The organism is Devosia polycyclovorans (genome assembly GCF_042181575.1).
Classification (GTDB): Bacteria; Pseudomonadota; Alphaproteobacteria; order Rhizobiales; family Devosiaceae; genus Devosia; species Devosia polycyclovorans.
This window is the reverse complement of sequence record NZ_CP170082.1, coordinates 697,673-719,641: the sequence shown is the minus strand read 5'-3', so window position 1 is coordinate 719,641 and position 21,969 is coordinate 697,673. Positions and strand designations below refer to the sequence as shown.

Here is a 21,969-nt window from a genome sequence, read left to right as displayed (position 1 = left end):
CGCGCTACCGGCCAAGCTCCAGGGATGGGACCGCATCAGCCTGTGGCAATTGTGATCAAGGTGCCCTTGAACGAAAGGCGCGCAACGCCATTTATCTTCCATGATCAACATGCTCCTCCCCCGCCTTTTCCTGTTCCGCAAGGAAGTGGTCCAGCTCTGGAAGGCTTTCTGGGCGCCCGAGACCCCGCTCCACCTCAAGGCGGCGACGTTGTTCGCTGCCTTCTATCTGGTGAACCCCATCGATATCGTGCCCGACTTTATCCCGTTCGCAGGATGGCTGGACGATCTGGTGCTGGTGCCGATGATGGTGAGTTGGATTGTCAGCCGGTTGCCGGTGCCCGTAAAAGCCCGTTCTGAAAAATCTGGGCCCACCGTTGATGGAAAGGCGCGTCGGCTTAGTTAAGCGGCCGGCGCGACGCTGGGCGAACCATCCTGCCGGTATCGCGTTACCCCGTCATGAATTGGCAGGAAATGTTCTATCAAAATCCGCAAGGCCTGGTGCGCACGCTGATTGTGGGCGCGCTGGCCTATATTGCTTTGGTCCTCTTTCTGCGGATATCCGGCAAGCGGACGCTGGCCAAGCTCAACGCTTTCGATCTGGTCGTGACCGTGGCCCTGGGTTCTACGCTCTCGGCGATCCTCTTGCAGGAATCGATTGCCCTGGCCGAGGGACTGGTCGCCCTGGCTCTGCTTATTGGCGCACAGTTCCTCGTTACCTACTTCTCAGTGCGGTCCGCCGGATTTGCCAGCCTGGTCCGGAGTGAACCGGCGCTACTGGCAAAAGATGGCTGCGCCCTTGAGGGCGCCATGAAGCGCGAACGCGTGACCCAGGACGAAGCCCTTTCAGCCATCCGGGCGAGCGGTGGCGACAGCATGAGCGCTGTTGAGTTCATGGTGCTCGAAAGCGACGGAACGATCAGCGTCCGTTTGCGCAGCTGAAACAGACAAGGCCCGGATCACGCCGGGCCTTGTTCGCTCCTAATCCAGTCGCACGAGCAAATCCTTGGCGTCGATCTGGTCGCCCGGCTTGATCAGCAGTTCGGCCACGGTGCCGTCGGTCTCCGCGTGAATGGCGGTTTCCATCTTCATGGCTTCGATCGAGCAGAGCACGTCGCCCGCCTTGACCGCCTGGCCCTGCTTGACAGCCAGGGTCGAGATGACGCCCGGCATGGGCGCGCCGATCTGCTTGGGATCGCCTGCCGCAGCCTTGGCGCGAACGACCACATCGCCGGCCTTCAGACGATCCGGCACGGTGATAGTGCGCGGCTGGCCGTTGAGATCGAAGAAGCAGCGCACCTCGCCCTTCTCATTGGTCGGGGCACGGCCCTGATAGGTGACGACCAGCGTCTTGCCCTTTTCAATATCGACCAGCAGTTCGTCGCCTTCCTGAAGGCCATAGAAATAGGTCGGGGTGGGCAGGACTTCGGTTGGGCCGTACATATCCTGGGTCTTCTCGAAATCCGAATAGACCTTGGGATACATCAGATAGGAGGCGAGGCGGTAATCATCGATCTCCACACCAAGCTCCTCTGAGACCTTCTTGCGCTCGGCCTCGATATCGGTTGGCTTGAGATAGGAGCCGGGCCGCTCGGTGAGAGGTGTGCGGCCCTTGAGCACCTTCTTCTGCAGCTCTTCCGGGAAACCGCCGGGCGGCTGACCCAGATCGCCGGCAAAAAAGCCCACTACGGAATCTGGGAAAGCGATGTCCTTGTCCGGGTTCTCGACATCGGCGCGGGTGATGCCGGCCGACACCATGGCCAGCGCCATGTCGCCGACGACCTTGGACGACGGGGTCACCTTGACGATATCGCCGAACATCTGGTTGACGTCGGCATAGGTCTGGGCGACCTCGTGCCAACGGGTTTCCAGACCCAGCGAGCGGGCCTGTTCCTTGAGATTGGTGAACTGGCCGCCCGGCATTTCGTGCAGATAGACCTCCGAGGCCCCGCCCTTGAGATCACTCTCAAAGGCCCGGTATTGGGTGCGCACCGCTTCCCAATAGAACGAGATCTGCCGGATCGCCTTGGCGTCGAGCCCCGGATCGCGATCGGTGTCGGCCATGGCCGCGACCAGCGAACCAAGCGTCGGCTGGCTGGTGGTGCCGGAAAGGGCATCCATCGCCGCATCCACCGCATCGACCCCGGCGTCCACCGCTGCCAGCACCGTCGCCGCCGCAGCGCCTGAGGTGTCGTGGGTGTGCAGGTGGATGGGCAGGCCGATTTCTTCCTTGAGGGTCGCAATCAGCTTGCGGGCGGCCGCTGGCTTCATCAGCCCGGCCATGTCCTTGAGACCCAGCACATGGGCGCCGGCGGCTTCGAGTTCCTTGGCGAGCGCCACGTAGTATTTGAGGTCATATTTGGACCGGTCGGGGTCCAGCATATCCCCGGTATAGCAGACGACGCCCTCGCAAACCTTGTTGGCCTCGATCACCGCGTCCATCGAGACGCGCATGTTTTCGACCCAGTTGAGGCAATCGAAGACGCGGAAAATGTCGACGCCACCAGCGGCCGCCTGTTTGACGAAGAACTGGACGATATTGTCGGGATAATTGGTGTAGCCCACCCCGTTGGAGCCGCGCAGCAGCATCTGCGTGAGGATATTGGGCGCGCCTTCGCGCACCTGCCGCAGCCGTTCCCAGGGATCCTCATTGAGGAAACGCATGGAGACGTCAAACGTCGCCCCGCCCCAGCACTCAAGTGAGAACAGGTTCGGCAGCCCGCGGCTATAGGCCTGGGCGATACGGGTGATATCGAATGAGCGCATGCGCGTCGCCAGCAGCGACTGATGCGCGTCGCGCATGGTGGTATCGGTAAACAGGACCCGCGTCTGGTCCTTCATCCATTTGGCGAGGCCCGCCGGCCCGTCGCGATCCAGTACCTGGCGGCTGCCCTCAATGACCGAAAGCGCCGGGAATTCAGGCACGACCGGCGCAGCGGCATCGGCTGGCGGACGCGGCCGGTCGCGCACTTCGGGATGCCCGTTGACCGTCACGTCGGCGATATAGGTCAGCAGCTTGGTCGCCCGGTCCCTGCGCGGCTTGAAGTTGAACAGGTCCGGCGTGGTGTCGATAAAGCGCGTGGTATAGCGGTTCTCGACGAAATCCGGATGGGTGATGATGTTTTCAAGGAAGGCCAGGTTGGTCGCCACGCCGCGAATACGGAATTCGCGCAGGGCGCGATGCATGCGGGCAATGGCCTCGTCGGCGCTGGGTGCCCAGCAGGTGACCTTTTCCAGCAGCGGATCGTAGTAGCGGGTGATGACCGCGCCCGAATAGGCCGTGCCGCCATCGAGCCGCACGCCAAAGCCGGTGGCGCCGCGATAGGCGGTGATGCGGCCATAATCGGGAATGAAGTTTTGTTCCGGGTCTTCGGTAGTGACCCGGCACTGGATGGCATTGCCGTTGAGCTTGATGTTCTCCTGGGTCGGCACACCCGATTCCGGCGTGCCGATGACCGCACCGTCGAGCAGGTGAATCTGCGCCTTGACGATGTCGATGCCCGTGACTTCCTCGGTGACGGTATGCTCCACCTGGATGCGCGGATTGACCTCGATGAAATAGAACTTGTCGGTATCGGCATCCATGAGGAATTCGACGGTGCCGGCGCCACGATAATTCGCCGCTTGCCCAAGCCGCACGGCAGCATCGGTGAGGCTCTTGCGGACGTCGTCGGAGAGATAGGGCGCAGGCGCGCGCTCGACGACCTTCTGGTTGCGCCGCTGCACCGAACAGTCGCGCTCGAACAGATGCACCAGATTGCCGTGATCATCGCCGATCAGCTGCACCTCGACATGGCGAGCGCGCTCGATCAGCTTTTCGAGATACATCTCGTCCTTGCCAAAGGCCGCCTTGGCCTCGCGCTTGCCTTCCGAGACTTCGGCCACCAAGGTGGATTCGTCCATGATCCGGCGCATGCCGCGCCCGCCGCCGCCCCAGCTCGCCTTGAGCATGAGCGGATAGCCGATCTCGGCGGCCATCTTCTTGACCGCCTCCATGTCGTCGGGCAAGGCGTCAGTAGCTGGCACTACGGGCACATCGGCCTTGATAGCCATATTGCGGGCGGCAACCTTGTTGCCCAGGTCGCGCATGGTCTGGGCGCGCGGGCCGATAAAGATGATGCCGGCATCCTCGCAGGCATCAACGAATTCAGGGCTTTCTGAGAGCAGGCCATAGCCGGGGTGGATGGCATCAGCGCCGGAAATCCGGGCGATGCGGATATATTCATCGATCTGCAGATAGGCTTCGACCGGGCCCTTGCCCTTGCCGATGAGATAGGCTTCGTCGGCCTTGAACCGGTGCAGCGCCAGCTTGTCTTCTTCGGCATAGGCCGCGACGGTCTTCAGACCCAGCTCATTGGCGGCGCGAAACACCCGAATGGCGATTTCGCTGCGATTGGCGACGAGAATTTTCTTGATGGGCATCGATGTCCATTCCGAGCAGGAGGGGGCAAGGACCCAGAGGGTCCGGCTCAGCAACGTGCGGCAGCATGGGCGGCTGACCGCCCAACCGCCGGCACTTCAGGTTCACTTCTGGCCGAGATATCCGGCCAGATGGCTCATGTCATAGCCCGCCTCAGCGGCCTGGGCGATGATCTTTTCGGCGGGGGCCTCGCCGGCCTGGCTCAGGGCCCAGAGCGTTGTCGAGCGTGTGCCCGACCGGCAGAAGCAGAACACCTTGCCGTCGCTCCCCTCAAGCACGGCCTTGGTATTGGCAACCATTTCGGGGTTCACCCCTTCACGGCCCAGCGGAATGGCATGATATGTCAGCCCGGCAGCCTTGGCGGCCGCCTCGATCCGGGCGCCGGACGGCTGGTCTGGAGCCTCCCCGTCGGGCCGGTTGTTGACGATGGTGGTGAAGCCCAGATCCTTGAGCGTTTTGATATCCTCGGGCTGAATTTGCCCCGACACGCTGACGTGATCGTTGATACGCTTCAATTCCAAGGCCTGTTACTCCCCTATGCCCCTGCAGCTTGTGGCACGGGTTCCCCCCCGCGGCTGCAGGCATGACGCTGGCGCGCTATGGGCCCGTTATAGCCATGCGGCACCCTGCGGCGCAACTGGCCGCACGGGCAAAGCTGTCATGGAACTGTCGCAAGGCTCAGGCCGCGCAGATGATGTCTGGGCGGGTCAGAGCCGCAGGGCGTCCCAGGTGATAGCCTTGCAAGGCGGTGCAACCGGCATCGATCAGCATGCGCATCTGCTCTTCGGTCTCGATACCCTCGGCAACCACTTCCAGCGAGAGCGTGCGGGCAATGTCGCAGACCGCTGCAACGATCATGGCGTTGACCGGATTGGCCTCGAACTCGGCCACATAGGTGCGATCGATCTTGATGATGTCGAAGGCAAAATCCCGCAAGTAATGGAGGCTCGCATGGCCGGCCCCGAAATCATCCACCGCAACCCGAATGCCCATGGCGCGCAGGGCCACCAGATTGTCCATTTCCACGCTGCCGGCTGCCAGCGGTGCGTTCTCGGTGATCTCGACAATGATGCGCTGCGGGGCTGTGCCGGATTCGAGCAGAATGTCGGCAAAGCTTTCAGAAAACTCGGGGTGCCGCAATTGCTTGGGCGACACATTGACTGCCACCGGTCCGTCCATCCGCTTGAGATCGGCGCAGACCCGGCGCAGCACCCACTCGCCCAACCGGTCGATGAGATTGCTCTGTTCGGCCACGGCAATGAACTTGTCCGGCGCCATCATGCCGCGCACGCGGTGGCGCCAGCGCACCAATGCCTCATGCGATTTGATTTCCAGGCTGTGGCTGTCAAAGACCGGCTGATAGTGCAGTTCCAGCTCATCCATCAGAATGGCGGCGCGCAGTTCGCGCTCAACAAACCGCCGATGGCGTTCATCGCCCAGCATGTCCGGATCGAACGGGACCACGCAACCCCGCCCGGCCTGCTTGCCCTTGTAGAGCGCCAGGTCCGCAATGGCGATCAGCTCATTGGGGTCGTCGCTGTCGAGCGGCGCCAGCGCCACGCCGATCGTCGCCGAAAGCCGCGTCGCCCGGCCCGCAATGGTGTGCGGCTCCCCGAGCTGACGCAGCAATCTGTCGCCAAGACGGCACAAGGCCGGCTTGTTGTCGTGGCCGGGAATCAGCACGCCGAACTCATCCCCGCCCAGCCGGCCAATAATGGCCCCCGGCATCAGGGCTTGCATCTCGCGCACCAGTGCCACCAGAGCCGCATCGCCCGCCGCGTGGCCGGCACCGTCATTGAGCACCTTGAGATTGTCCATGTCGATCTGCAGATAGCCCAATGCCGAGAGCGAACCGCGGCGGGCAAACCGTTGCATCTCATCCAGGAAGTAGGATCGCGTGAACGTGCCGGTCAGCGCATCGCGATGGGCGGAGGCCAATGCCTCGGCAATCGCCTCCTGCGCTTCACCCATGCGCCGGCGCATCATCCGGTGCGAGGCAAACAGCACCAGAGGAATGGCCATGGCAAACCCGGCCATGGCCAATGCCGTCATCTGCCGCTCGCCAAAACCGAGCAGGGTGGCCACCGCGAGGGTAAACAGCGCTGAGGCCAGAATGCCTGCAGCCAGTCGCAGCCAGTCGTAAGCCTGGTTGACCGATGCGAAAATGGGGCGGACCTGCATGGGACACCTGGTTCGTCACGTTGGCGACACCATGGCCTGCAAGTTCTAAATCATTGCTAAACAGCTGATATTAAAGGGAAACGGTACGCCACGAGCAAAAAAGGGCGCCACGCTAGGGTCATGCTGCGACAGACAGATGACACCGCGGGCGCCCCCTCTGGTGACGGTTAGCGAGGGGTTAAATCAGCCCTCGCCCACCCCCGGCGTGTAGCGGGCCAGGGCCCCGATGACACGCTTGGCGGTGACCCGGCCGATCTGCTGGCCTTCGTCATTGGTGACGCCGACCCATTGGTGCTCGGCAAAATAGGGCAGCACTTCCTCACACCGCGCCGTGGCCGGAACGGTATATTCGCAGGCCTCGAACTCGCCCTTTTCCATAATGGTGCGAACATGGATGGCGCGGGCCTTGTTCACCTCGCGCACGAACTCCTCGATATGCTCGTTGGCGGGCTTGAGCACGATGTCCTCGGGCTTGCCCTCCTGCTGCACCGCGCCGTCCTTGAGCACCGCAATGCGGTCGGCGATCTTGAGGGCCTCGTCGAAATCATGGGTGATGAACAGGATCGTCTTGCCCAAGGATTTCTGCAGTTCCACCAACTGGTCCTGCATGCCCGAACGGATCAGCGGATCGAGCGCGGAAAAGGCCTCGTCCATCAGGATGATATCGGTATCGAGCGCCAGCGCGCGCGCCAGGCCCACACGCTGCTGCTGACCACCCGAAAGCTGGCGCGGCCGGCTTTGCTCATAGCCCGACAGCCCTACCGTATCGATCCACTTGGCAGCCCGCTCCAGCCGCTCGGCCTTGGGCACGCCGCGCACTTCCAGGCCATAGGCGACATTGTCGATCACCGAGCGGTGCGGCAACAGGCCGAACTTCTGGAACACCATGGCCACGGTGTTGCGCCGGTAGGTCCGGAGCTCTTCCAGGCTCATCTTGAGCACATCGGTGCCATCAACGATGATCTCACCCGCTGTCGGCTCGATCAGCCGGTTGACGTGGCGGATCAGGGTCGACTTGCCCGAGCCGGACAGGCCCATGACCACGAAGATCTGGCCGCGGGCAATGTCGAGTGAGACATTATCGAGCCCAACCACGTGGTTGGTTTCGGCTTGCACCTCGGTTTTGGACTTGCCCGTACGGAGCAGTTCCAGCGCGTTTTGCGGATCATCACCGAAGATCTTGGTGACCCCGCGCATGCGAATGGCGAGATCCGTGTCTTGCTTGATTTCATTCATGTTAGCGGGTCTCCGCCAGACCGATCTTGGCCTGGAGCTGCTTGCCGAAGGACTGGGTGATGCGGTCAAAGATAATAGCCAGGACCACAATGCCGAGACCAGCGAACAGCCCACGGCTGACCTCGAGCCGGCCAATGCCCTGCAGCACCTGGTAGCCCAGGCCGCCGGCACCAATCATCGAGGCAATCACCACCATGGCCAGCGCCATCATCGTGGTCTGGTTGACCCCGGCCAGGATGGTGGGCAGCGAGAGCGGAATCTGCACGCCGAACAGGCGCTGGCTCGGGGTAGTGCCAAAGGCCCGGCTGGCTTCCATCACCGCCGGATCGACCGAACGCAGGCCCAGATCGGTCAGGCGCACCAGCGGCGGGGCCGCATAGACGATCGTGGCGATCAGCGCCGGAATCTTGCCCGGACCGAAAATCATCACCGTGGGGATGAGATAAACGAAGCTGGGCATGGTCTGCATCAGATCGAGCAGCGGCGTGACGACCTGGCGCACGCGCGCCGAGCGGCTCATCCAGACGCCAAGCGGAATGGAGAAGAGAATGGCGGTGATCGTGGCCGCGATCATCAGCGCCATTGTGGTCATGGCGTCTTCCCACAGCTCCATTACGCCCAGAAAGATCAGCGAGACAAAGACGATGACCGGCAATTGCCAGCGCCGCGTGGCCAGCCAGGCAATCCCCACCAGAATGGCCATGATCAGCCACCAGGGCGTGGCGATCAGCACGTCTTCGATAAAGTTGAGCAGCATCAGCAGTGGATAGGCCACTGCCTCGAACTCATCACTCCAATTGCGCACCACCCAGTTAAGGCTGTCGTCAATGGCACGGCGCCAGGGGCGGGTGTCGATTATCTCTGGAAACATTTTTGCTCTTTCTTGCAAAGAGAAACGATCTCGACGTGCGATCCCGAAGCCAGCAAGGGGTTGGTTTGGGGATCGAACGCACAAAGCGGCCGGGCCATCAGGCCCGACCGCTATTTGCGAAATCAGGGACTGGTCTTAGCCAATCGCTGCAAGCACCTTCTCGGCAACTTCGGCCGGGACCCATTCGGTCCAGACGTCCTGCTTGGTCTTGAGGAAGTTCTCGGCAGTCTCTTCAGCGTCAGCCTGGTTTTCGTCACCATAGACCAGCAGCTCGGAGATCTGCGCATTGGTCAGACCCGCCTTGGCAAAGTAGTCGGCCACAACCGGGGCTTCTTCGGAAACCCAGGCCGCCGCACCGATCACGGCAGGGCTGGACGGGTAGGCCGTCACCTGCGGCGGTTCGGTACAATCAGGATCGGTATTGCAGGCATAGATATCCTGATTGGCTTCACCGATTTCGAGCTGGACGGCAGGGAACTTGCCCAGGATCGAGGTCGGGCCCCAATAGTAGAACAGGATTGGCTCTTCGCGGGTGAAGGCACGCGCGATAGAGGCATCGAGTGCACCGCCCGATCCGGGCGAGAACAGGTTCCAGGTCTCATCCATGCCGAAAGCTTCGAACAGGGCCGAGGTGGAGATTTCGCAGGCCCAGCCCGGCGGGCAGGAATAGAGACGCCCCTTGCTGGGCTCCTCTGGATCGGCGAACAGGTCCGGGCGTGCAATCACGGCTTCAGCCGTGGTCAGCTCGGGATGCTCATCCACCACATATTGCGGGATGAACCAGCCTTCCACAGTGCCATCGGTGATAGCAAGGCTGAGCTGCTCGACGGTGCCCTCTTCGATGGCCTCGGCCCAAGGCTCTTCGATGGCGCTGGTCCAGAGCTCGGGCGCCACGGCGGGCGTACCCCGGGTCATCATGGACGATGAGGTCGGCACGGTGTCGCCGGCAACGATCTCCACGTCACAGCCATATCCTTCTTCCAGGATCGTCGCATGGATATGCGCCAGGGCTGCGGCGGAGGGCCAGGACATCTCGGCAATGTCGATGGTGCGATCAGTGCCGCATTGGGCGGCATCGGCATCCTGTGCGATGGCCGGGAGGCTGCCAGCGGACAAAAAGGCAACAGCGATCGCGGCGGCTACGCCACCGGATTTCAAAATCATCAGGTCTGCTCCTGCAGTTATGGAATGCGGCAAACCTTAATCATGGCAGAATTGTGTGTCAAATCACCCGCTATTTGGATAATAACAGAAATTCTATGGCCGATATTCTTGCAAAATAGACCAACGAACGTTGAAACGAAACTCAACCCGCCACTCTTCTTGTTTGCTCAAGAAGCAAACATGTAGAATTTTAACTGGTGCAAGTCTAAAAAATATCGAGAAGATCGGGCACCTCACAAGGATGTGTCTATCCAGGCGCGCCACAAATCGCCTCTTTCTGCCACGAAGCGGTCGGCTACCGCCTCTATGGTGGCACCGGGCGCATTGAGCTGGGCCAATAGGCCGTTCATTTCGTCGAGCGGCAGGCTGGCCCGCTGGAAATAGCCCGCGATCTCGGGCGTATCGGCAAAGACCCGCTCCACCAGCGCAATCACCACGCTGTCGCTGGGAAAGGCCGACGGCTGCGGGTCAGCACAATCGCGATCGGCCAGGCATTGCGCCGCAGCTTCGTCATAGTCACCCATGTCGATGGGGGTGAAATCGAGCTGGTCCAAAATGGCATTGGGCTGCCAATAATAGAAAAGGAAAGGTTCGCGCCGATTGACCGCCTCGGCAATCAAGCGGTCCATTTCCAGCCGGTTGGCCGGCTCCACGATCTCGACCAAACCACTCAGCCCATGCGCTGCAACCAGATTGCGATTGATAACCGAGCAGGCCCAGTCGAGCGGACAGGAAATGAAGCGCACAGCCCCGTCCGGGCTTAGCAGCCGCAGTGCTTCGGCCAGGCTTGCGGCGGTGGGCGCCGCGCTGAAACTGCCCGCCAGCGCTGCCGGCATGTACCAGCCCTCGAACTGGCTGGTGGCATAGCTGGGCGCCGCGCTGCGCACCATCTGGCCTTCCCTGGCGCCATTCCAGAGATCGGCGATCCGGTTGATCCACAGTTCCGGCGCGACCTGCGGCTGACCGATCGAGCCCATCGAGGAAGCGGTGGTGGCCTGCTCGCCCTGCACCACCCGCACCTCGCAGTCGAATTCGGCGGCCAGGATGCGCGCATGGATTTCCGCCAGCAGAGCCGCCGAAGGCCAGCTCATGCGGGCAATGGAAAGGGGCCGGCCACCACAAACCGGCGCTGGCGCAGGCGGCACTGCCCCGCCTTCTTCCGGGCCAGCAGGCCCGGCACTGTCCTGCGCTGAATCGATCACCTCGAACTGCGCCCAGCCCGGCTGCGCCAGCAGGACAAGGCCCAAAACAGCAAGGACACGGCGAAAAAAGGGCATTCTGGCTTCCTGGCAAGCGCTGGCGGACAGGAGCACAGTCTTGCCCGCGCCGGGCCCGTTAAGCAACCGCAACGGCTATTGGAGCTGGCGCGCAAACCCCGGTGACACGGTAGCCAAGAGTGTGCAACAGTCCCCTCCCAGCGGGGCGCGCATTGCGCCCCCTAATCTGTTGCCGCGCCGCAAGAAGTGAGGTCACCAAGGCCACCCGGCGCGCAACGTGAAACAGAGGGACGTGCATGTTGAAAAAAACCCTGACCCTGGCGGTTGCCGCCACCACCTTGACCATCGCCGCTCCGGCCCTGGCCCAGGACAGCGGTGCCACCATCGGTTTCATTGGCGGCTTCACCGGCCCGATCGAATCGCTGACCCCGCCGATCTTCGCCGGCGCCCAACTGGTCGTGAACCAGATTAACGAGCAGGGCGGCATTCTGGGTGGCGAGCTGACCATCCTCTCGGCTGACGGGGCCTGCGATGCCACTGCCGCTGCCGGCGCTGCCGACCGCCTGATCAACACCGACAATGTCACTGGCATCGTGGGTGCCCTGTGCACCGGCGAGACCATTGGTGCGTTCAACGGCTCGGGCCTGTCGGGCAATGTGGTTTTCATCTCGCCGGCCTCTTCGGCTCCGGCCCTGACCACGCTGGAAGACAATGACCTTGTCTACCGCACCACCCCGTCCGATGCCCTCCAGGGCGTCAAGCTGGCCAATCTGCTGCTGGCCAAGGGCATCAACGACATCGCCATCACCTATGTGAACAACGACTACGGCAAGGGCTTTGCCGATGCGCTGGCTGCAGCCTATGAGGCCGGTGGCGGCACTGTGGCGGCGAACCTGGCCCATGAAGAAGGCAAGGCCGACTACCGCGCCGAGCTGGGCAATCTGGTCGCTTCCCAGAACCTGGTCGTTCTGGCCTATGCCAATGCCTCGGGTAACACCATTCTGCGTCAGGCGGTCGAGAGCGGCAACTTCACCACCTATGTGGGCGGTGACGGCATGGTCGGCGACGACCTGCTCAACGGCATCGACGCCTCGGCCGTTGAAGGCATGATCGCCACCCGCGCCGGTGCACCGAGCGGTGAATCGGTCGATATCTACAATGGTTTTGCCAGCGACAGCTTCCAGGCCAATGCCACCTATGCCCCGCAGGCCTATGACGCGGCCTTCCTGATGGCTCTGGCCATTGAGAAGAACGGTTCGGCCTCGCGTGACGGCCTTGCGGCCGCTCTGCGTGACGTGGCTTCGGCTCCGGGCGAAATCATCCGTCCGGGTGAATGGGCCAAGGCCAAGGAACTGATCGCAGCCGGTACCGACATCAACTATGAAGGCGCCGGCGGCGCGCTGGACTTTGACGAAGTGGGCGACGTGGACGGCATCATCGTCGAACTGGCCGTTGAAGGCGGTTCGTTCGTCGAAAAGGGTCTGATCGACTAACTTGGCATCGTCCGAAGCCCGGCTTCGGCAAAGCCCTCCAGTTGAGGGTTTTGAGATGACAAGGCCCGGGAGCGCCGCGCGCGCAGGGCACAAATTCCGAGAACTCAGAGGCCCGGGAGCAAACCCCGGGCCTCTTTCATGAGGCGAGAATGACACGCGACGAAACATTGCGCTTCTACGCCGCCACTGCCGACCGCTATGCCCAGCATAGAACGCGGCCAAGCGGCGAAAAATTGACCACCTTCCTTGCGGCCCTGCCCACAGGCGCCCGCATTCTCGAGCTGGGCTGCGGCAATGGCATGGACGCAGAGCATAAGCGGGCGCAGGGCTTTCAGATCGACGCCACGGATGGCACGCCTGAACTGGTTGCCGAGGCACAGCAAAGGATCGGGGAAGTGGCGCGGGTGATGCGCTTTGAAGATCTGGATGCCGACGCCGCCTATGACGGTGTCTGGGCCTGTGCCAGCCTGCTGCACGTGCCCTCAGCCGAACTGCCCGATATTCTGGGCCGCATCCGCATTGCCCTGAGGCGGCGCGGTGTCTTTGCGGCCAGTTTCAAAGGCGGTTCAGGCGAAGGACGCGACGGGCTGGACCGATACTACAACTATCCCTCGCCAGAGGCGCTCGAGGCGGCCTATCGAGCGGCTGGCTGGACCGATCTTTCGCTCGAAAGGGACATGGGCAGCGGCTATGACGCGCTGCCCACGCAATGGCTCTGGATGACGGCGCGACGCTAGCCGCGCGCATCCTCGCGCTTGACCACTTCCGGGATCAGACCCCTGGGGGCGAAGCGCAAGGCGATGGTGATCACCAGACCCAGCACAAACACCCGCATCTGGGCCGAGCGGGCCTCGATTTCGGGAATGGCGCCCCAACCGGCATTGGTCGACCAATAGCTGACAAAGTCGAACACGGCCTTGGAGAGCGGTTCGGACACCACCCAGACCAGCCAGAGCAAGACCGCACCGAACAGCGCGCCCCAATTATTGCCGGCGCCGCCGACAATGACCATGACCCAGATCAGGAAGGTGTGGTTGATCGGCTGGTAGCTGGAAGGATCAAAGATTTGCACGAAGCTGACCAGCATGGCCCCGCCAATGCCCATCAGCACCGAGCCGAAGACGAAGATTTCGAGCTGGCGTGCAGTGACATTCTTGCCCATGGAGGAGGCCGCGATGTGGTTGTCGCGAATGGCGCGCATCATCCGGCCCCACGGTCCCGAATAGGCGCGGCTGATCAGCCACATGACAATGGCCAGAACAACCAGCGCCAGCACCAGGTAGCCGGCGCGGGCAGCGATCAGCGAACTGGCAATGTCCATGCCGCCGGCCTGATAGTCCTGCGGCAGCGGCGTCGGCCAGGGAATGGGTGAGACGGTCAGCGTGCCGCGGGTCAGCCAGTCCATGTTCTTGATCAGCGCACGGATGATTTCGGAAATACCGATCGTGGCAATGGCCAGATAGTCGGTACGCAGGCCAAGGCAGATCTTGCCCACGATATAGGCGATGCCAGCCGCCAGCACACCGCCGAACAGCCAGCCCAGCACCGGATGGGCGCCCAGCCCCCCGACCCAGCCGCCACCGGCGCTTTCGATATAGGCCGCCGCCGGATCGAACTGGCTGCGATAGAGCACATAGGCGACGAACCAGGCGAGCACGGTCAGCGCGCCTTTCCACTTGCCGGTGATGCCGATGCGATGCGCTTGCCGTGCCGCCAAGACAATCAGCGCGCCGATTGCAAAGGCAAACAGCGCCCGGCCCAGCATCATGGGACCATCCGAGCCCCAGAACTCGGGATTGACCGGGAAGGAGATGAAGGTGACGGCCGCGCCGCCCACCATCAGGAAGCCCATGATGCCGAAATTGAAGAGCCCGCCATAGCCCCACTGGATATTGAGCCCCAGCGCGATCAGCGCATAGGCGGCCGCTTCCACCAGGCGCGAGGACGTAAAGGGCAGGCCCATCACCCCGCCGATCACCAGAATCAGGACGAACAACCCACCGAACAGGGCAAGGGAACGCTGGATCATGACGAGGCTCCCTTGAAAATACCGGTGGGTCGCACCAGCAATGTCACGACCAGAATGACGAAGGCCACGGTCAGCTTGTATTCCGTGGGCACCAGCGCCAGTTGCGCCGGCAATTGCAGCCAGTCGGGCAGGATGGCGTTGAGCGGCCGGAACAGCATGGTCCAGTTGAACACGGCCAGCGTTTCGGCAAAGCCGATCAGCAGCCCCCCGGCAATGGCGCCATAGGCCTGGCCGAGGCCACCCACGATAGCGGCGGCAAAGATGGGCAGGATGATGTTGAACGCCAGATCGGGCTTCAGCGTCACATCCAGCGCCAGCATGGTGCCGGCCATGCAGGCCAGCGCCCCGGCGATCACCCAGGTAACCCGCACCACGAGCGCGGTATTGATGCCCGAGACCTGCGCCAGATCGGCATTGTCGGCCATGGCGCGCATCGCCTTGCCCAGCCGCGAGCGGGTGAGGAAGAAATGCAGCGCAATGACGGAAACCAGCGTCACCACGATCATCAGCACCTGCGGCTCGGTGATCACCAGCGGTCGGGTCGAGCCGATGGCCGAGGTGTCGATGCGGAAGATTTCCTTGGGCTCGTTTTCGAAGAAGGAATAGGAGCCCGCGCCAAAGAACAGGCGGATCAGACCCTGGATCATCAGCGTCACGCCGATCGAGGCGATCAGCAGCGTCACCGGCCTGGCGCCGCGTTTGCGCAGGGGGGCATAAAACCCCTTGTCGATCCCCAGCGCCAGAATGGCTGCCAGCACCATGGCGAGCGGCAGCACCACGAAACCGGTCGGGATGGGTGTCACGATGCCCCAGGCGGCAAAGGCCGAGGCCAGCAGGAAGGCGATGAAGGCACCGCCCGTCATCAGCTCGGAATGAGCAAAATGGGCAAAGCGCAGAATGCCGAAGATCAGCGTGATGCCGATGGCCCCCAGCGCATAGATACAGCCCAGAACCAGGCCGGAAATGACCACCTGATTGATGAAGAAAATGATTTCGGTCACGGCTCAGCCCCCGAGGAAAGACTTGGCGACTTCGGGATCGGCGATCAGCTCCGCCCCGGTGCCGGTATAGCGGTTCTGCCCGCCCGCGAGCACAAAGCCCTTGCTGGCGAAGGCCAGTGCCTGGCGCGCATTCTGCTCGACCATGAGAATGCCCACGCCCTCCTTGTTGACCCGCTGGATGGTCTCGAAAATCTCGATGACATAGCGCGGCGAGAGGCCCGCCGATGGTTCGTCGAGCATAAGAAGGCTCGGCTTGCTCATCAGGGCGCGGCCCATGGCCACCATCTGCCGCTGGCCGCCCGACAATTCGCCGGCCGGCTGGCGGCGCTTTTCGGCCAGCACGGGAAACATCTCGTAGACCCATGCCATGGTCTGAGAAAAATCGTCCTGTCGGGTGAAGGCACCCATTTCAAGATTCTCTTCCACGCTCATCGAGGTGAAGACGTTCTTTTCCTGGGGCACGAAGCTCAGGCCCTTGGGGACGAGCTTGTCAGGCAGCGAGTTTGCGACATTCTCGCCACCGAATTCGATGGTGCCGCCGGTGACCTTCAAAAGCCCGAATATGGCCTTGAGCGTGGTCGACTTGCCCGCGCCATTGGGGCCCACGATCACCCCGATGTCGCTTTTGTCTATGGCCATGTTGACGCCATTGAGAATGGGCGCGCCGCCATATCCGCCGACGACGTGTTTCAGCTCTATCAATGCCATTTACGCACCCTCCACCGGCGTGCCGAAATAGGCTTCGACAATCGCGGGGTTGGCACGGATTTCGGCCATCGGGCCTTCGGCAATCTTTTCGCCCTGCGCCATCACGATCACCGGATCGCAGAGCCGTCCGATCAGGTCCATATCGTGCTCGATGACAAAGAAAGTGTAGCCCAGCTCTTGGTTCATTCGCTCGATATTGGATGCCAGATCGTTGAGAAGGGTCTTGTTGACGCCCGCAGCCACCTCATCGAGCAACACCACTTTGGCGTCCACCATCATGGTGCGGCCAAGTTCGAGCAATTTTTTCTGCCCGCCCGAGAGATTGCCGGCCAGCTCGTCGCGCACATGGCCGAGTTTCAGGAAGTCGATGACGTCGAGCGCCTTCTTACGCACCTCGGTCTCGCGGCTCTTGACCATGCCGGGCCTGAACCAGGTTTGGAGCAAATGCTCGCCCGGCTGATCGCCCGGCACCATCATCAGGTTTTCCAGCGCCGTCATTTGCGAAAATTCATGCGCAATCTGGAAGGTGCGCAACATGCCGATGCCAAAAAGTTGATGCGGCGGCAGACCGGTGACGTCCTTGCCATCAAAGATCACCTGGCCCTCATCGGGCACGATATTGCCGGCCACCATGTTGAACAGCGTCGACTTGCCCGCGCCATTGGGCCCGATCAGCCCGGTGATCGAGCCGCGCCGGACCGAGAGCGAGCAATTGTTGACAGCGGTCAGACCGCCGAAATGTTTCGAGACGTTGCGAACGTCTATGACGAAGTCTGAGGACAAGTTGATAAAGAGCCCCGGTTTCCTGAATGCCTGTTTGCCCGGTTCAATCCGGGCAATTTTGCGGCATCTGCTCACAAGAGCGCCCCAATATCAACCTTCTGGGCGCCCTCAAAGCGCCGCGAGCACGGCGTCTGCTGTGGATTTGTTGTTGGCCAGCGGCACGTCATAGAGCGTGGCCAGCCGCGTGAGCGCCTTGACATCGACATCATGCGGCTGGGCCGAGAGCGGATCGATAAAGAAGACCAGCACGTCCAGCCGCCCTTCGCAGATCATCGCGCCAAGCTGCTGATCCCCGCCCAATGGGCCGCTCTTGAGCAGGTGGACATCGAGCCCCGTTGCCGCCGTGATCCGGCTGCCGGTGGTGCCGGTACCCCATAATTCATGCCGGCCGAGCTTATCCTTGTGCGCCTCGGCCCAGCGGCAGAGGTCGTCCTTCTTGTCGTCGTGCGCCACCAGGCCTATGCGCGCCATTTGCCAATCGCCTTTTCTGTTCCGCTGGCGACTTCTTGCCCGCCAAGAGACAAAAGGGCAATGGGTTGCGTCCACCTATCCGGCGTGCCAATGAGCAGCCAGCGCCGCCTGGTCCTGTGCCGGGAACATCTCAACTGGTTCCTCTGCCTCTTGCTGGTCGAAAACCCGGACCAGATCGGCAAAGGCTTCCGTCGCCGCCAGCGCCTCCCGCAACCCCTCCTGTGCCGAACGGTTCTGCGCCGCACCCACTGCCAAGGCATCGTGCAGGCCATGGGCCACCCTCGCAATGTCGGCGAGCGCCGCGGCTTGGTTGCGGGCCGCCTGCGCGGTTTGAGTCAGACCTGCCGCATCGTTGGCACAGGCGCCAGCCATCCGTTCGAGCATGGCCTGCTGACCGGCCAGGCTACGCGCCAAACCCCGACGCGCCTCGGTCGACCGGGCATGGTGGGTTCGAAGCTGACCGGAGAGCCGCCCGAGCCCGGCCGACAGGGCGCGCACCCCTTCATCATCCCCCTGAGCCGCCAGCAATTGCGCACTCAGATGCAGTGCATCGAGCTGTTCCGCCAGGTTTTCCTCGGCCCGTGCTTCCGCTCCAAGCGCCGCCGCAGCACTTTCCGCAACGCGTGCTGCCTTGCGCAGCCCGCCCCGTTGCCGCGCCTGGGCCTTGGCCTGCCGCTCCAGCCCCTCAATGGCATCCGCCATCTGCCTGGCAATCCCGGCCTGGCCATCCAGGTGCCCGGCGAGCACCTGGGCCTGCTCCGACGGCGCTGCATCTGCTGCCAGCAATGTGGCAGCGTGCTGCGCCAGAGACTGCGCCACCCCGTGCATGGCCGCGCTCGACCCCTCGAGGTCGGCGAGCAGCGCGATCACCCGGTCGGCCAGCCGCTCGGCCCCGGCATATAGCGGTGCAAGCTCCGAATCCGAGGTTTCACTGTCGTCTGGCTTCTGCCCCTCGGCCGCCAGCTCCAGGGTCCTGCCGGCCTTCTCCACCGCCAGCCGCAGCCGCTGGCGCTGGGCCTCCACGGCATTGAGCCCCTCCTCGCGCAGCCTGCCGATATAGCCCGACAGGCTAAGATCGATATCCAGCAGCACCCCGGCCATCAGCGTCGCCAGCCCCTCGGCAATGGCACCGACCGCATCGTTGGCGATACCATGATCGGGCCGCCCGAACAGGTTTAGCCCGCCCTTGCGGGACCTGATCGCTGCGGCTAGGCCGTCCTGGATTATGCCCCGGACCAGCGTATCGACCAGGCTGGCATAGCTCCCCACATGCCAGCGCGGCTCGAGCCCGATGCGTGCGTGACGCAGCCCCATGCGCTGCGCCGCCCGGGCAAATTCAAGATCGAACTGCCCCCGCGCCATGGCGCGCCAATGTTCGGCAAGCCCCTCGCCATTGGCTTCAATCCGGTCCCGGCCATAAAGAAAGCGCGCCGCGCTGGGGGCGCGCGATACTTGCGCATTGAACCGCTCAAGCGCCCCTTCGACATGGCGCTCGACCAGATCCGCAATCGGCGCCATGCGGGTCTCGACATCCTCGCCAAGTCCCAGAAAATCGAGCCTTTGCTGAAATGTATCCTGCATGCTGCCCTCGCCGGTCTGCGCTGTTCACCAGCCCATCAGACCCCAGCGGGGTAAACATCATGGTTAACAAACCCCTATCAGAATATACCTAGGCCAACTTCAAAGCCGGAGGGCAATGGCTTCGGCTACCAGCATGGCGATGGCGGCCTCGGGAAAATCCCCGCCCGGATAAAGTCTCAGAAACCGCCCCTTCTTGAGATGATCGCCCGCCAATAGCCCCTCGGGATCCTCAAGCGCCCGGCCATTCTCGAAGTAAAGCGCGACGCGGTCTTCATGGGGAAAAACCGCGCAGACCAGGCCGACCGTGTCATGACGGAAATTGACCGAGCGCCAGCCGAGCTTAACGCTGCCCTTTAGCCCCGCCATGCCGGAGAGGAGGAGGACAACGTCCTGGCAAAGCTGCCTGATGGCGGGAGAGTGTCCCGCCAGGATCGGCTCAAGTGCGGCTGGCGCGATTGTCATGCGACGATGCGAATGGCGCTGTGCTGCATGACGATGCTTTGCGGATCGATCATCATCATTGCCGGAAAATCCTGCATCACCTGGTTCATTTCTGCGGCCGCCGCCTTGGCATGGGCATCGCTGGCCCAGATGACCATATCAGTCCATTGCCCGCCCTCACCCTCGCTCAGTGTGCGGCTGACAAATCCCGGTTGCCGGGAAGCCCAGGCGTTGACGGCCGCGTTGGCCGCCAGGAAGTCCTCGCCATTTGCGGTATTGAGACGGAAAGTGACAAGTTCGAGAACCTGCATGTTGTGCTCCAAAGTGAAATGAGGCGGCTCGCTTGCCGCCCCCCTTCTTGGCGCCGGCCACTGTCAGCCTGCGTCAGCATCCGGCTCAGCGCGCTAGAACTGCTGCCAATCGTTGGCGAGAGCCGCATTGCCGGCAGATTTGGGAACCGCCTTGAGCCGTGGTCGCACCGAAACCGAGGCGGCCTCGCGGTCGGACTCTGTGGAGCGGAACACCTCGACAATACGGTCCAGTTCAGCAGCCTGCGCCTCGGCCTGTTCGATGGCCGCATTGGTCTGTTCCACCAGCGCGGCATTGTGCTGGGTCATCTCATCCATCTGCCGCACTGCGACCGCCACCTCCTCCAGAGCGCCGGACTGATCGCGATTGGTCGTTGCGATATCATCGATCAGGACCGCGCTTTCCTCCGCGCCAGCCAGGATATCCTGCAGGCGTTCGGCCGCCCGGTTGACCAATTGCGCGCCGGTGCGCACTTCGCCGGCGCTGGCTTCGATCAATTGTTTAACCTCGGAGGAAGCTTCTGCTGCGCTCTGCGCCAGGCGCCGTACTTCCACGGCCACCACGGCAAAACCCTTGCCTGCCTCGCCTGCCCGGGCTGCTTCCACCGAGGCGTTGAGCGCCAGCAGATTGGTCTGGAAGGCGATGTCGTCGATCATGCCGATGATGTTGGAGATCTTGCCCGAGGAGCTTTCGATTGCCGTCATGGCCAGGGTCGCATCATGCATCACCGCGCCACCCTGGGTCGCGTTCTGCGACACTGCGCGTGCCTTGTCGCTCGCCGTTGACGCGCGTTTGGCATTGTCCGCCACCGCGCTCGCCAACTGCTCCACGGCTGCCGAGGTTTCTTCGATCGTAGCCGCCTGCTTGGTGGTGCGGCCCGACAAATCATTGGCCCCCGACAGGATTTCGGCCGTCGCGACCCGCAACGTGCCCGAGGCCTGGCGCAGCCCCGAGACAATATCCTCAAGCTGCCCAAGCGATGAGTTGAACGCCTGGCGGAGCTGCTCATATTGCCCGGTGAACTGCTGGTCGATACGGCCGCCCAGGTCACCCTTGGCCATACGCGCCAGACTGGAGGTCAATTGGGCGATGATGCCCTCGGCGCGCTTGCGTTCGGTGATATCGGTGGCGAATTTGATGACTTTGACCGGGCGCCCGGCTGCATCAAGGATCGGATTGTAACTGGCCTGGATCCAGACTTCCCGCCCGCCCTTGCCAAAGCGCTGGAACTCGGCTGCTTCGAACTGGCCGCTCCTCAGCCGCTGCCAGAACTGCCGGTAATCCTCCGATCGGGCATATTCGGGATCGCAGAACATGGAATGGTGCTGGCCCACGATCTCGTCCAGCCGGTAACCGACGGTGGCCAGAAAATTCTCGTTTGCCTCAATGATGGTGCCATCGAGGTTGAAGGCAATCACCGCCTGCACCCGGGAAATAGCCGCGATTTGCGCCGCCAGATCGGCCGAGCGCTGTGTTTGCTCGGTAATGTCGGTGGCAAACTTGATAACCTTGACCGGCCGGCCCGCAGGATCGAACACCGGATTGTAGCTGGCCTGGATCCAGACTTCCCGCCCGCCCTTGCCAAAGCGCTGAAAGGCTGCCGACTTGGGCTTTCCCTCCGCCAGATCGGCCCAGAAGCTCCTGTACTCCGCGCTCCCGGCATAGTCCGGGTCGCAGAACATGGAATGGTGCCGGCCCGCGACCTCATCCAGCCCATAGCCCATTGCATCAAGGAAGTTCTCATTGGCCGTGATGATCGTGCCATCGAGGGCGAATTCGATCACCGCCTGGCTGCGCGAGATAGCCGCAACCTTCGCCGCATTATCACGATGGCTTCTGCCAAAGGAGATCTCAACCATGCCTGCCTCTCAAACCCCGCCACCCGAACCGCACAGGGTGGTTTCGACTTCAAGGCTGCGACCGGAATGTTAACAAGATCATCCACTCAAATTTAGTGACTTACCGTATTTTGGGACATCGGAGCACGATATACTACAGAAATCGAACAGTCCGACGGAAGACAGCACTATAATACGGAAATATACCAATAAGGACGTCAAGGGCGAT

20 protein-coding genes are annotated in these 21,969 nt (G+C 62.4%); 4 read left to right on the top strand and 16 right to left on the bottom strand.

Going from position 1 to position 21,969, the window contains the following annotated elements; translation table 11 throughout:
• The first annotated feature begins 109 nt into the window (after positions 1-109).
• Both ACE4RL_RS03635 and ACE4RL_RS03630 read left to right on the top strand, forming a co-directional pair.
• On the top strand, positions 110-403 hold the full coding sequence (locus ACE4RL_RS03635) for a YkvA family protein (RefSeq protein ID WP_375599169.1): 294 nt from the start codon (positions 110-112) through the stop codon (positions 401-403).
• Between the two features lie 68 nt (positions 404-471).
• Positions 472-939, top strand: coding sequence for a DUF421 domain-containing protein (locus ACE4RL_RS03630; protein WP_375599168.1), 468 nt, complete (start codon positions 472-474; stop codon positions 937-939).
• A gap of 39 nt (positions 940-978) precedes the next feature.
• On the opposite strand, the gene pyc is transcribed toward ACE4RL_RS03630, so the two are convergent.
• The 7 genes from pyc to ACE4RL_RS03595 form a co-directional block, all read right to left on the bottom strand.
• Complete coding sequence (gene pyc, locus ACE4RL_RS03625; protein WP_375599167.1) at positions 979-4,419, bottom strand: pyruvate carboxylase; 3,441 nt, start codon at positions 4,417-4,419, stop codon at positions 979-981.
• Between the two features lie 102 nt (positions 4,420-4,521).
• Complete coding sequence (locus tag ACE4RL_RS03620) at positions 4,522-4,938, bottom strand: TIGR01244 family sulfur transferase (protein ID WP_375599166.1); 417 nt, start codon at positions 4,936-4,938, stop codon at positions 4,522-4,524.
• A gap of 157 nt (positions 4,939-5,095) precedes the next feature.
• Positions 5,096-6,598, bottom strand: coding sequence for a putative bifunctional diguanylate cyclase/phosphodiesterase (locus tag ACE4RL_RS03615; protein WP_375599165.1), 1,503 nt, complete (start codon positions 6,596-6,598; stop codon positions 5,096-5,098).
• 183 nt (positions 6,599-6,781) lie between these two features.
• Positions 6,782-7,834, bottom strand: a complete 1,053-nt coding sequence (locus tag ACE4RL_RS03610; protein WP_375599164.1) for a glycine betaine/L-proline ABC transporter ATP-binding protein — start codon at positions 7,832-7,834, stop codon at positions 6,782-6,784.
• Position 7,835: 1 nt separating this feature from the next.
• Entirely contained in the window at positions 7,836-8,705 is an 870-nt protein-coding gene (locus tag ACE4RL_RS03605) for an ABC transporter permease (RefSeq protein WP_375599163.1), read from the bottom strand.
• Between the two features lie 135 nt (positions 8,706-8,840).
• A complete protein-coding gene (locus ACE4RL_RS03600) occupies positions 8,841-9,869 on the bottom strand; it encodes an ABC transporter substrate-binding protein (RefSeq protein WP_375599162.1) in 1,029 nt (342 codons plus the stop codon).
• Between the two features lie 233 nt (positions 9,870-10,102).
• Entirely contained in the window at positions 10,103-11,146 is a 1,044-nt protein-coding gene (locus ACE4RL_RS03595) for a glycine betaine ABC transporter substrate-binding protein (protein WP_375599161.1), read from the bottom strand.
• Between the two features lie 236 nt (positions 11,147-11,382).
• Here ACE4RL_RS03595 and ACE4RL_RS03590 point away from each other — a divergent pair, with 236 nt between their 5' ends.
• Positions 11,383-12,579, top strand: a complete 1,197-nt coding sequence (locus tag ACE4RL_RS03590; RefSeq protein ID WP_375599160.1) for an ABC transporter substrate-binding protein — start codon at positions 11,383-11,385, stop codon at positions 12,577-12,579.
• A 149-nt stretch (positions 12,580-12,728) separates the two neighbouring features.
• On the top strand, positions 12,729-13,316 hold the full coding sequence (locus tag ACE4RL_RS03585) for a class I SAM-dependent DNA methyltransferase (RefSeq protein WP_375599159.1): 588 nt from the start codon (positions 12,729-12,731) through the stop codon (positions 13,314-13,316).
• Here ACE4RL_RS03585 and ACE4RL_RS03580 read toward each other — a convergent pair.
• The 9 genes from ACE4RL_RS03580 to ACE4RL_RS03540 form a co-directional block, all read right to left on the bottom strand.
• Positions 13,313-14,608, bottom strand: coding sequence for a branched-chain amino acid ABC transporter permease (locus ACE4RL_RS03580; protein ID WP_375599158.1), 1,296 nt, complete (start codon positions 14,606-14,608; stop codon positions 13,313-13,315). The two genes, ACE4RL_RS03585 and ACE4RL_RS03580, sit on opposite strands and share 4 nt — an antisense overlap.
• Positions 14,605-15,609 carry a branched-chain amino acid ABC transporter permease gene (locus ACE4RL_RS03575; protein WP_375599157.1) on the bottom strand — a complete coding sequence of 335 codons (1,005 nt, stop codon included), beginning with the start codon at positions 15,607-15,609 and terminating at the stop codon, positions 14,605-14,607. The genes ACE4RL_RS03580 and ACE4RL_RS03575 overlap by 4 nt, the downstream gene beginning before the upstream one ends.
• A gap of 3 nt (positions 15,610-15,612) precedes the next feature.
• Positions 15,613-16,317 (bottom strand): ABC transporter ATP-binding protein, encoded by a 705-nt coding sequence (locus tag ACE4RL_RS03570; protein WP_375599156.1) that lies wholly within the window; start codon positions 16,315-16,317, stop codon positions 15,613-15,615.
• The gene (locus ACE4RL_RS03565; RefSeq protein WP_375599155.1) at positions 16,318-17,100 is read right to left on the bottom strand and encodes an ABC transporter ATP-binding protein; all 783 of its coding nucleotides are present in this window, start codon (positions 17,098-17,100) and stop codon (positions 16,318-16,320) included.
• 108 nt (positions 17,101-17,208) lie between these two features.
• On the bottom strand, positions 17,209-17,571 hold the full coding sequence (locus ACE4RL_RS03560) for a methylglyoxal synthase (protein ID WP_375599154.1): 363 nt from the start codon (positions 17,569-17,571) through the stop codon (positions 17,209-17,211).
• A 75-nt stretch (positions 17,572-17,646) separates the two neighbouring features.
• Complete coding sequence (locus tag ACE4RL_RS03555; RefSeq protein ID WP_375599153.1) at positions 17,647-19,152, bottom strand: protoglobin domain-containing protein; 1,506 nt, start codon at positions 19,150-19,152, stop codon at positions 17,647-17,649.
• A 99-nt stretch (positions 19,153-19,251) separates the two neighbouring features.
• Positions 19,252-19,614 (bottom strand): DUF1801 domain-containing protein, encoded by a 363-nt coding sequence (locus ACE4RL_RS03550; protein WP_375599152.1) that lies wholly within the window; start codon positions 19,612-19,614, stop codon positions 19,252-19,254.
• The gene (locus tag ACE4RL_RS03545) at positions 19,611-19,904 is read right to left on the bottom strand and encodes a hypothetical protein (protein ID WP_375599151.1); all 294 of its coding nucleotides are present in this window, start codon (positions 19,902-19,904) and stop codon (positions 19,611-19,613) included. The genes ACE4RL_RS03550 and ACE4RL_RS03545 overlap by 4 nt, the downstream gene beginning before the upstream one ends.
• Before the next feature lie 93 nt (positions 19,905-19,997).
• Positions 19,998-21,761 carry a PAS domain-containing methyl-accepting chemotaxis protein gene (locus ACE4RL_RS03540; RefSeq protein ID WP_375599150.1) on the bottom strand — a complete coding sequence of 588 codons (1,764 nt, stop codon included), beginning with the start codon at positions 21,759-21,761 and terminating at the stop codon, positions 19,998-20,000.
• Between the last annotated feature and the right edge of the window lie 208 nt (positions 21,762-21,969).

What these genes read in the sequence shown, in the direction of transcription:
- ACE4RL_RS03635 (WP_375599169.1), top strand. Translation starts at nt 110, where the DNA reads ATGCTCCTCCCCCGCCTTTTCCTGTTCCGCAAGGAAGTGGTCCAGCTC.
- ACE4RL_RS03630 (WP_375599168.1), top strand. Translation starts at nt 472, where the DNA reads ATGTTCTATCAAAATCCGCAAGGCCTGGTGCGCACGCTGATTGTGGGC.
- pyc (WP_375599167.1), bottom strand. Translation starts at nt 4,419, where the DNA reads ATGCCCATCAAGAAAATTCTCGTCGCCAATCGCAGCGAAATCGCCATT.
- ACE4RL_RS03615 (WP_375599165.1), bottom strand. Translation starts at nt 6,598, where the DNA reads ATGCAGGTCCGCCCCATTTTCGCATCGGTCAACCAGGCTTACGACTGG.
- ACE4RL_RS03610 (WP_375599164.1), bottom strand. Translation starts at nt 7,834, where the DNA reads ATGAATGAAATCAAGCAAGACACGGATCTCGCCATTCGCATGCGCGGG.
- ACE4RL_RS03605 (WP_375599163.1), bottom strand. Translation starts at nt 8,705, where the DNA reads ATGTTTCCAGAGATAATCGACACCCGCCCCTGGCGCCGTGCCATTGAC.
- ACE4RL_RS03600 (WP_375599162.1), bottom strand. Translation starts at nt 9,869, where the DNA reads ATGATTTTGAAATCCGGTGGCGTAGCCGCCGCGATCGCTGTTGCCTTT.
- ACE4RL_RS03595 (WP_375599161.1), bottom strand. Translation starts at nt 11,146, where the DNA reads ATGCCCTTTTTTCGCCGTGTCCTTGCTGTTTTGGGCCTTGTCCTGCTG.
- ACE4RL_RS03590 (WP_375599160.1), top strand. Translation starts at nt 11,383, where the DNA reads ATGTTGAAAAAAACCCTGACCCTGGCGGTTGCCGCCACCACCTTGACC.
- ACE4RL_RS03585 (WP_375599159.1), top strand. Translation starts at nt 12,729, where the DNA reads ATGACACGCGACGAAACATTGCGCTTCTACGCCGCCACTGCCGACCGC.
- ACE4RL_RS03580 (WP_375599158.1), bottom strand. Translation starts at nt 14,608, where the DNA reads ATGATCCAGCGTTCCCTTGCCCTGTTCGGTGGGTTGTTCGTCCTGATT.
- ACE4RL_RS03570 (WP_375599156.1), bottom strand. Translation starts at nt 16,317, where the DNA reads ATGGCATTGATAGAGCTGAAACACGTCGTCGGCGGATATGGCGGCGCG.
- ACE4RL_RS03560 (WP_375599154.1), bottom strand. Translation starts at nt 17,571, where the DNA reads ATGGCGCGCATAGGCCTGGTGGCGCACGACGACAAGAAGGACGACCTC.
- ACE4RL_RS03555 (WP_375599153.1), bottom strand. Translation starts at nt 19,152, where the DNA reads ATGCAGGATACATTTCAGCAAAGGCTCGATTTTCTGGGACTTGGCGAG.
- ACE4RL_RS03550 (WP_375599152.1), bottom strand. Translation starts at nt 19,614, where the DNA reads ATGACAATCGCGCCAGCCGCACTTGAGCCGATCCTGGCGGGACACTCT.
- ACE4RL_RS03545 (WP_375599151.1), bottom strand. Translation starts at nt 19,904, where the DNA reads ATGCAGGTTCTCGAACTTGTCACTTTCCGTCTCAATACCGCAAATGGC.
- ACE4RL_RS03540 (WP_375599150.1), bottom strand. Translation starts at nt 21,761, where the DNA reads ATGGTTGAGATCTCCTTTGGCAGAAGCCATCGTGATAATGCGGCGAAG.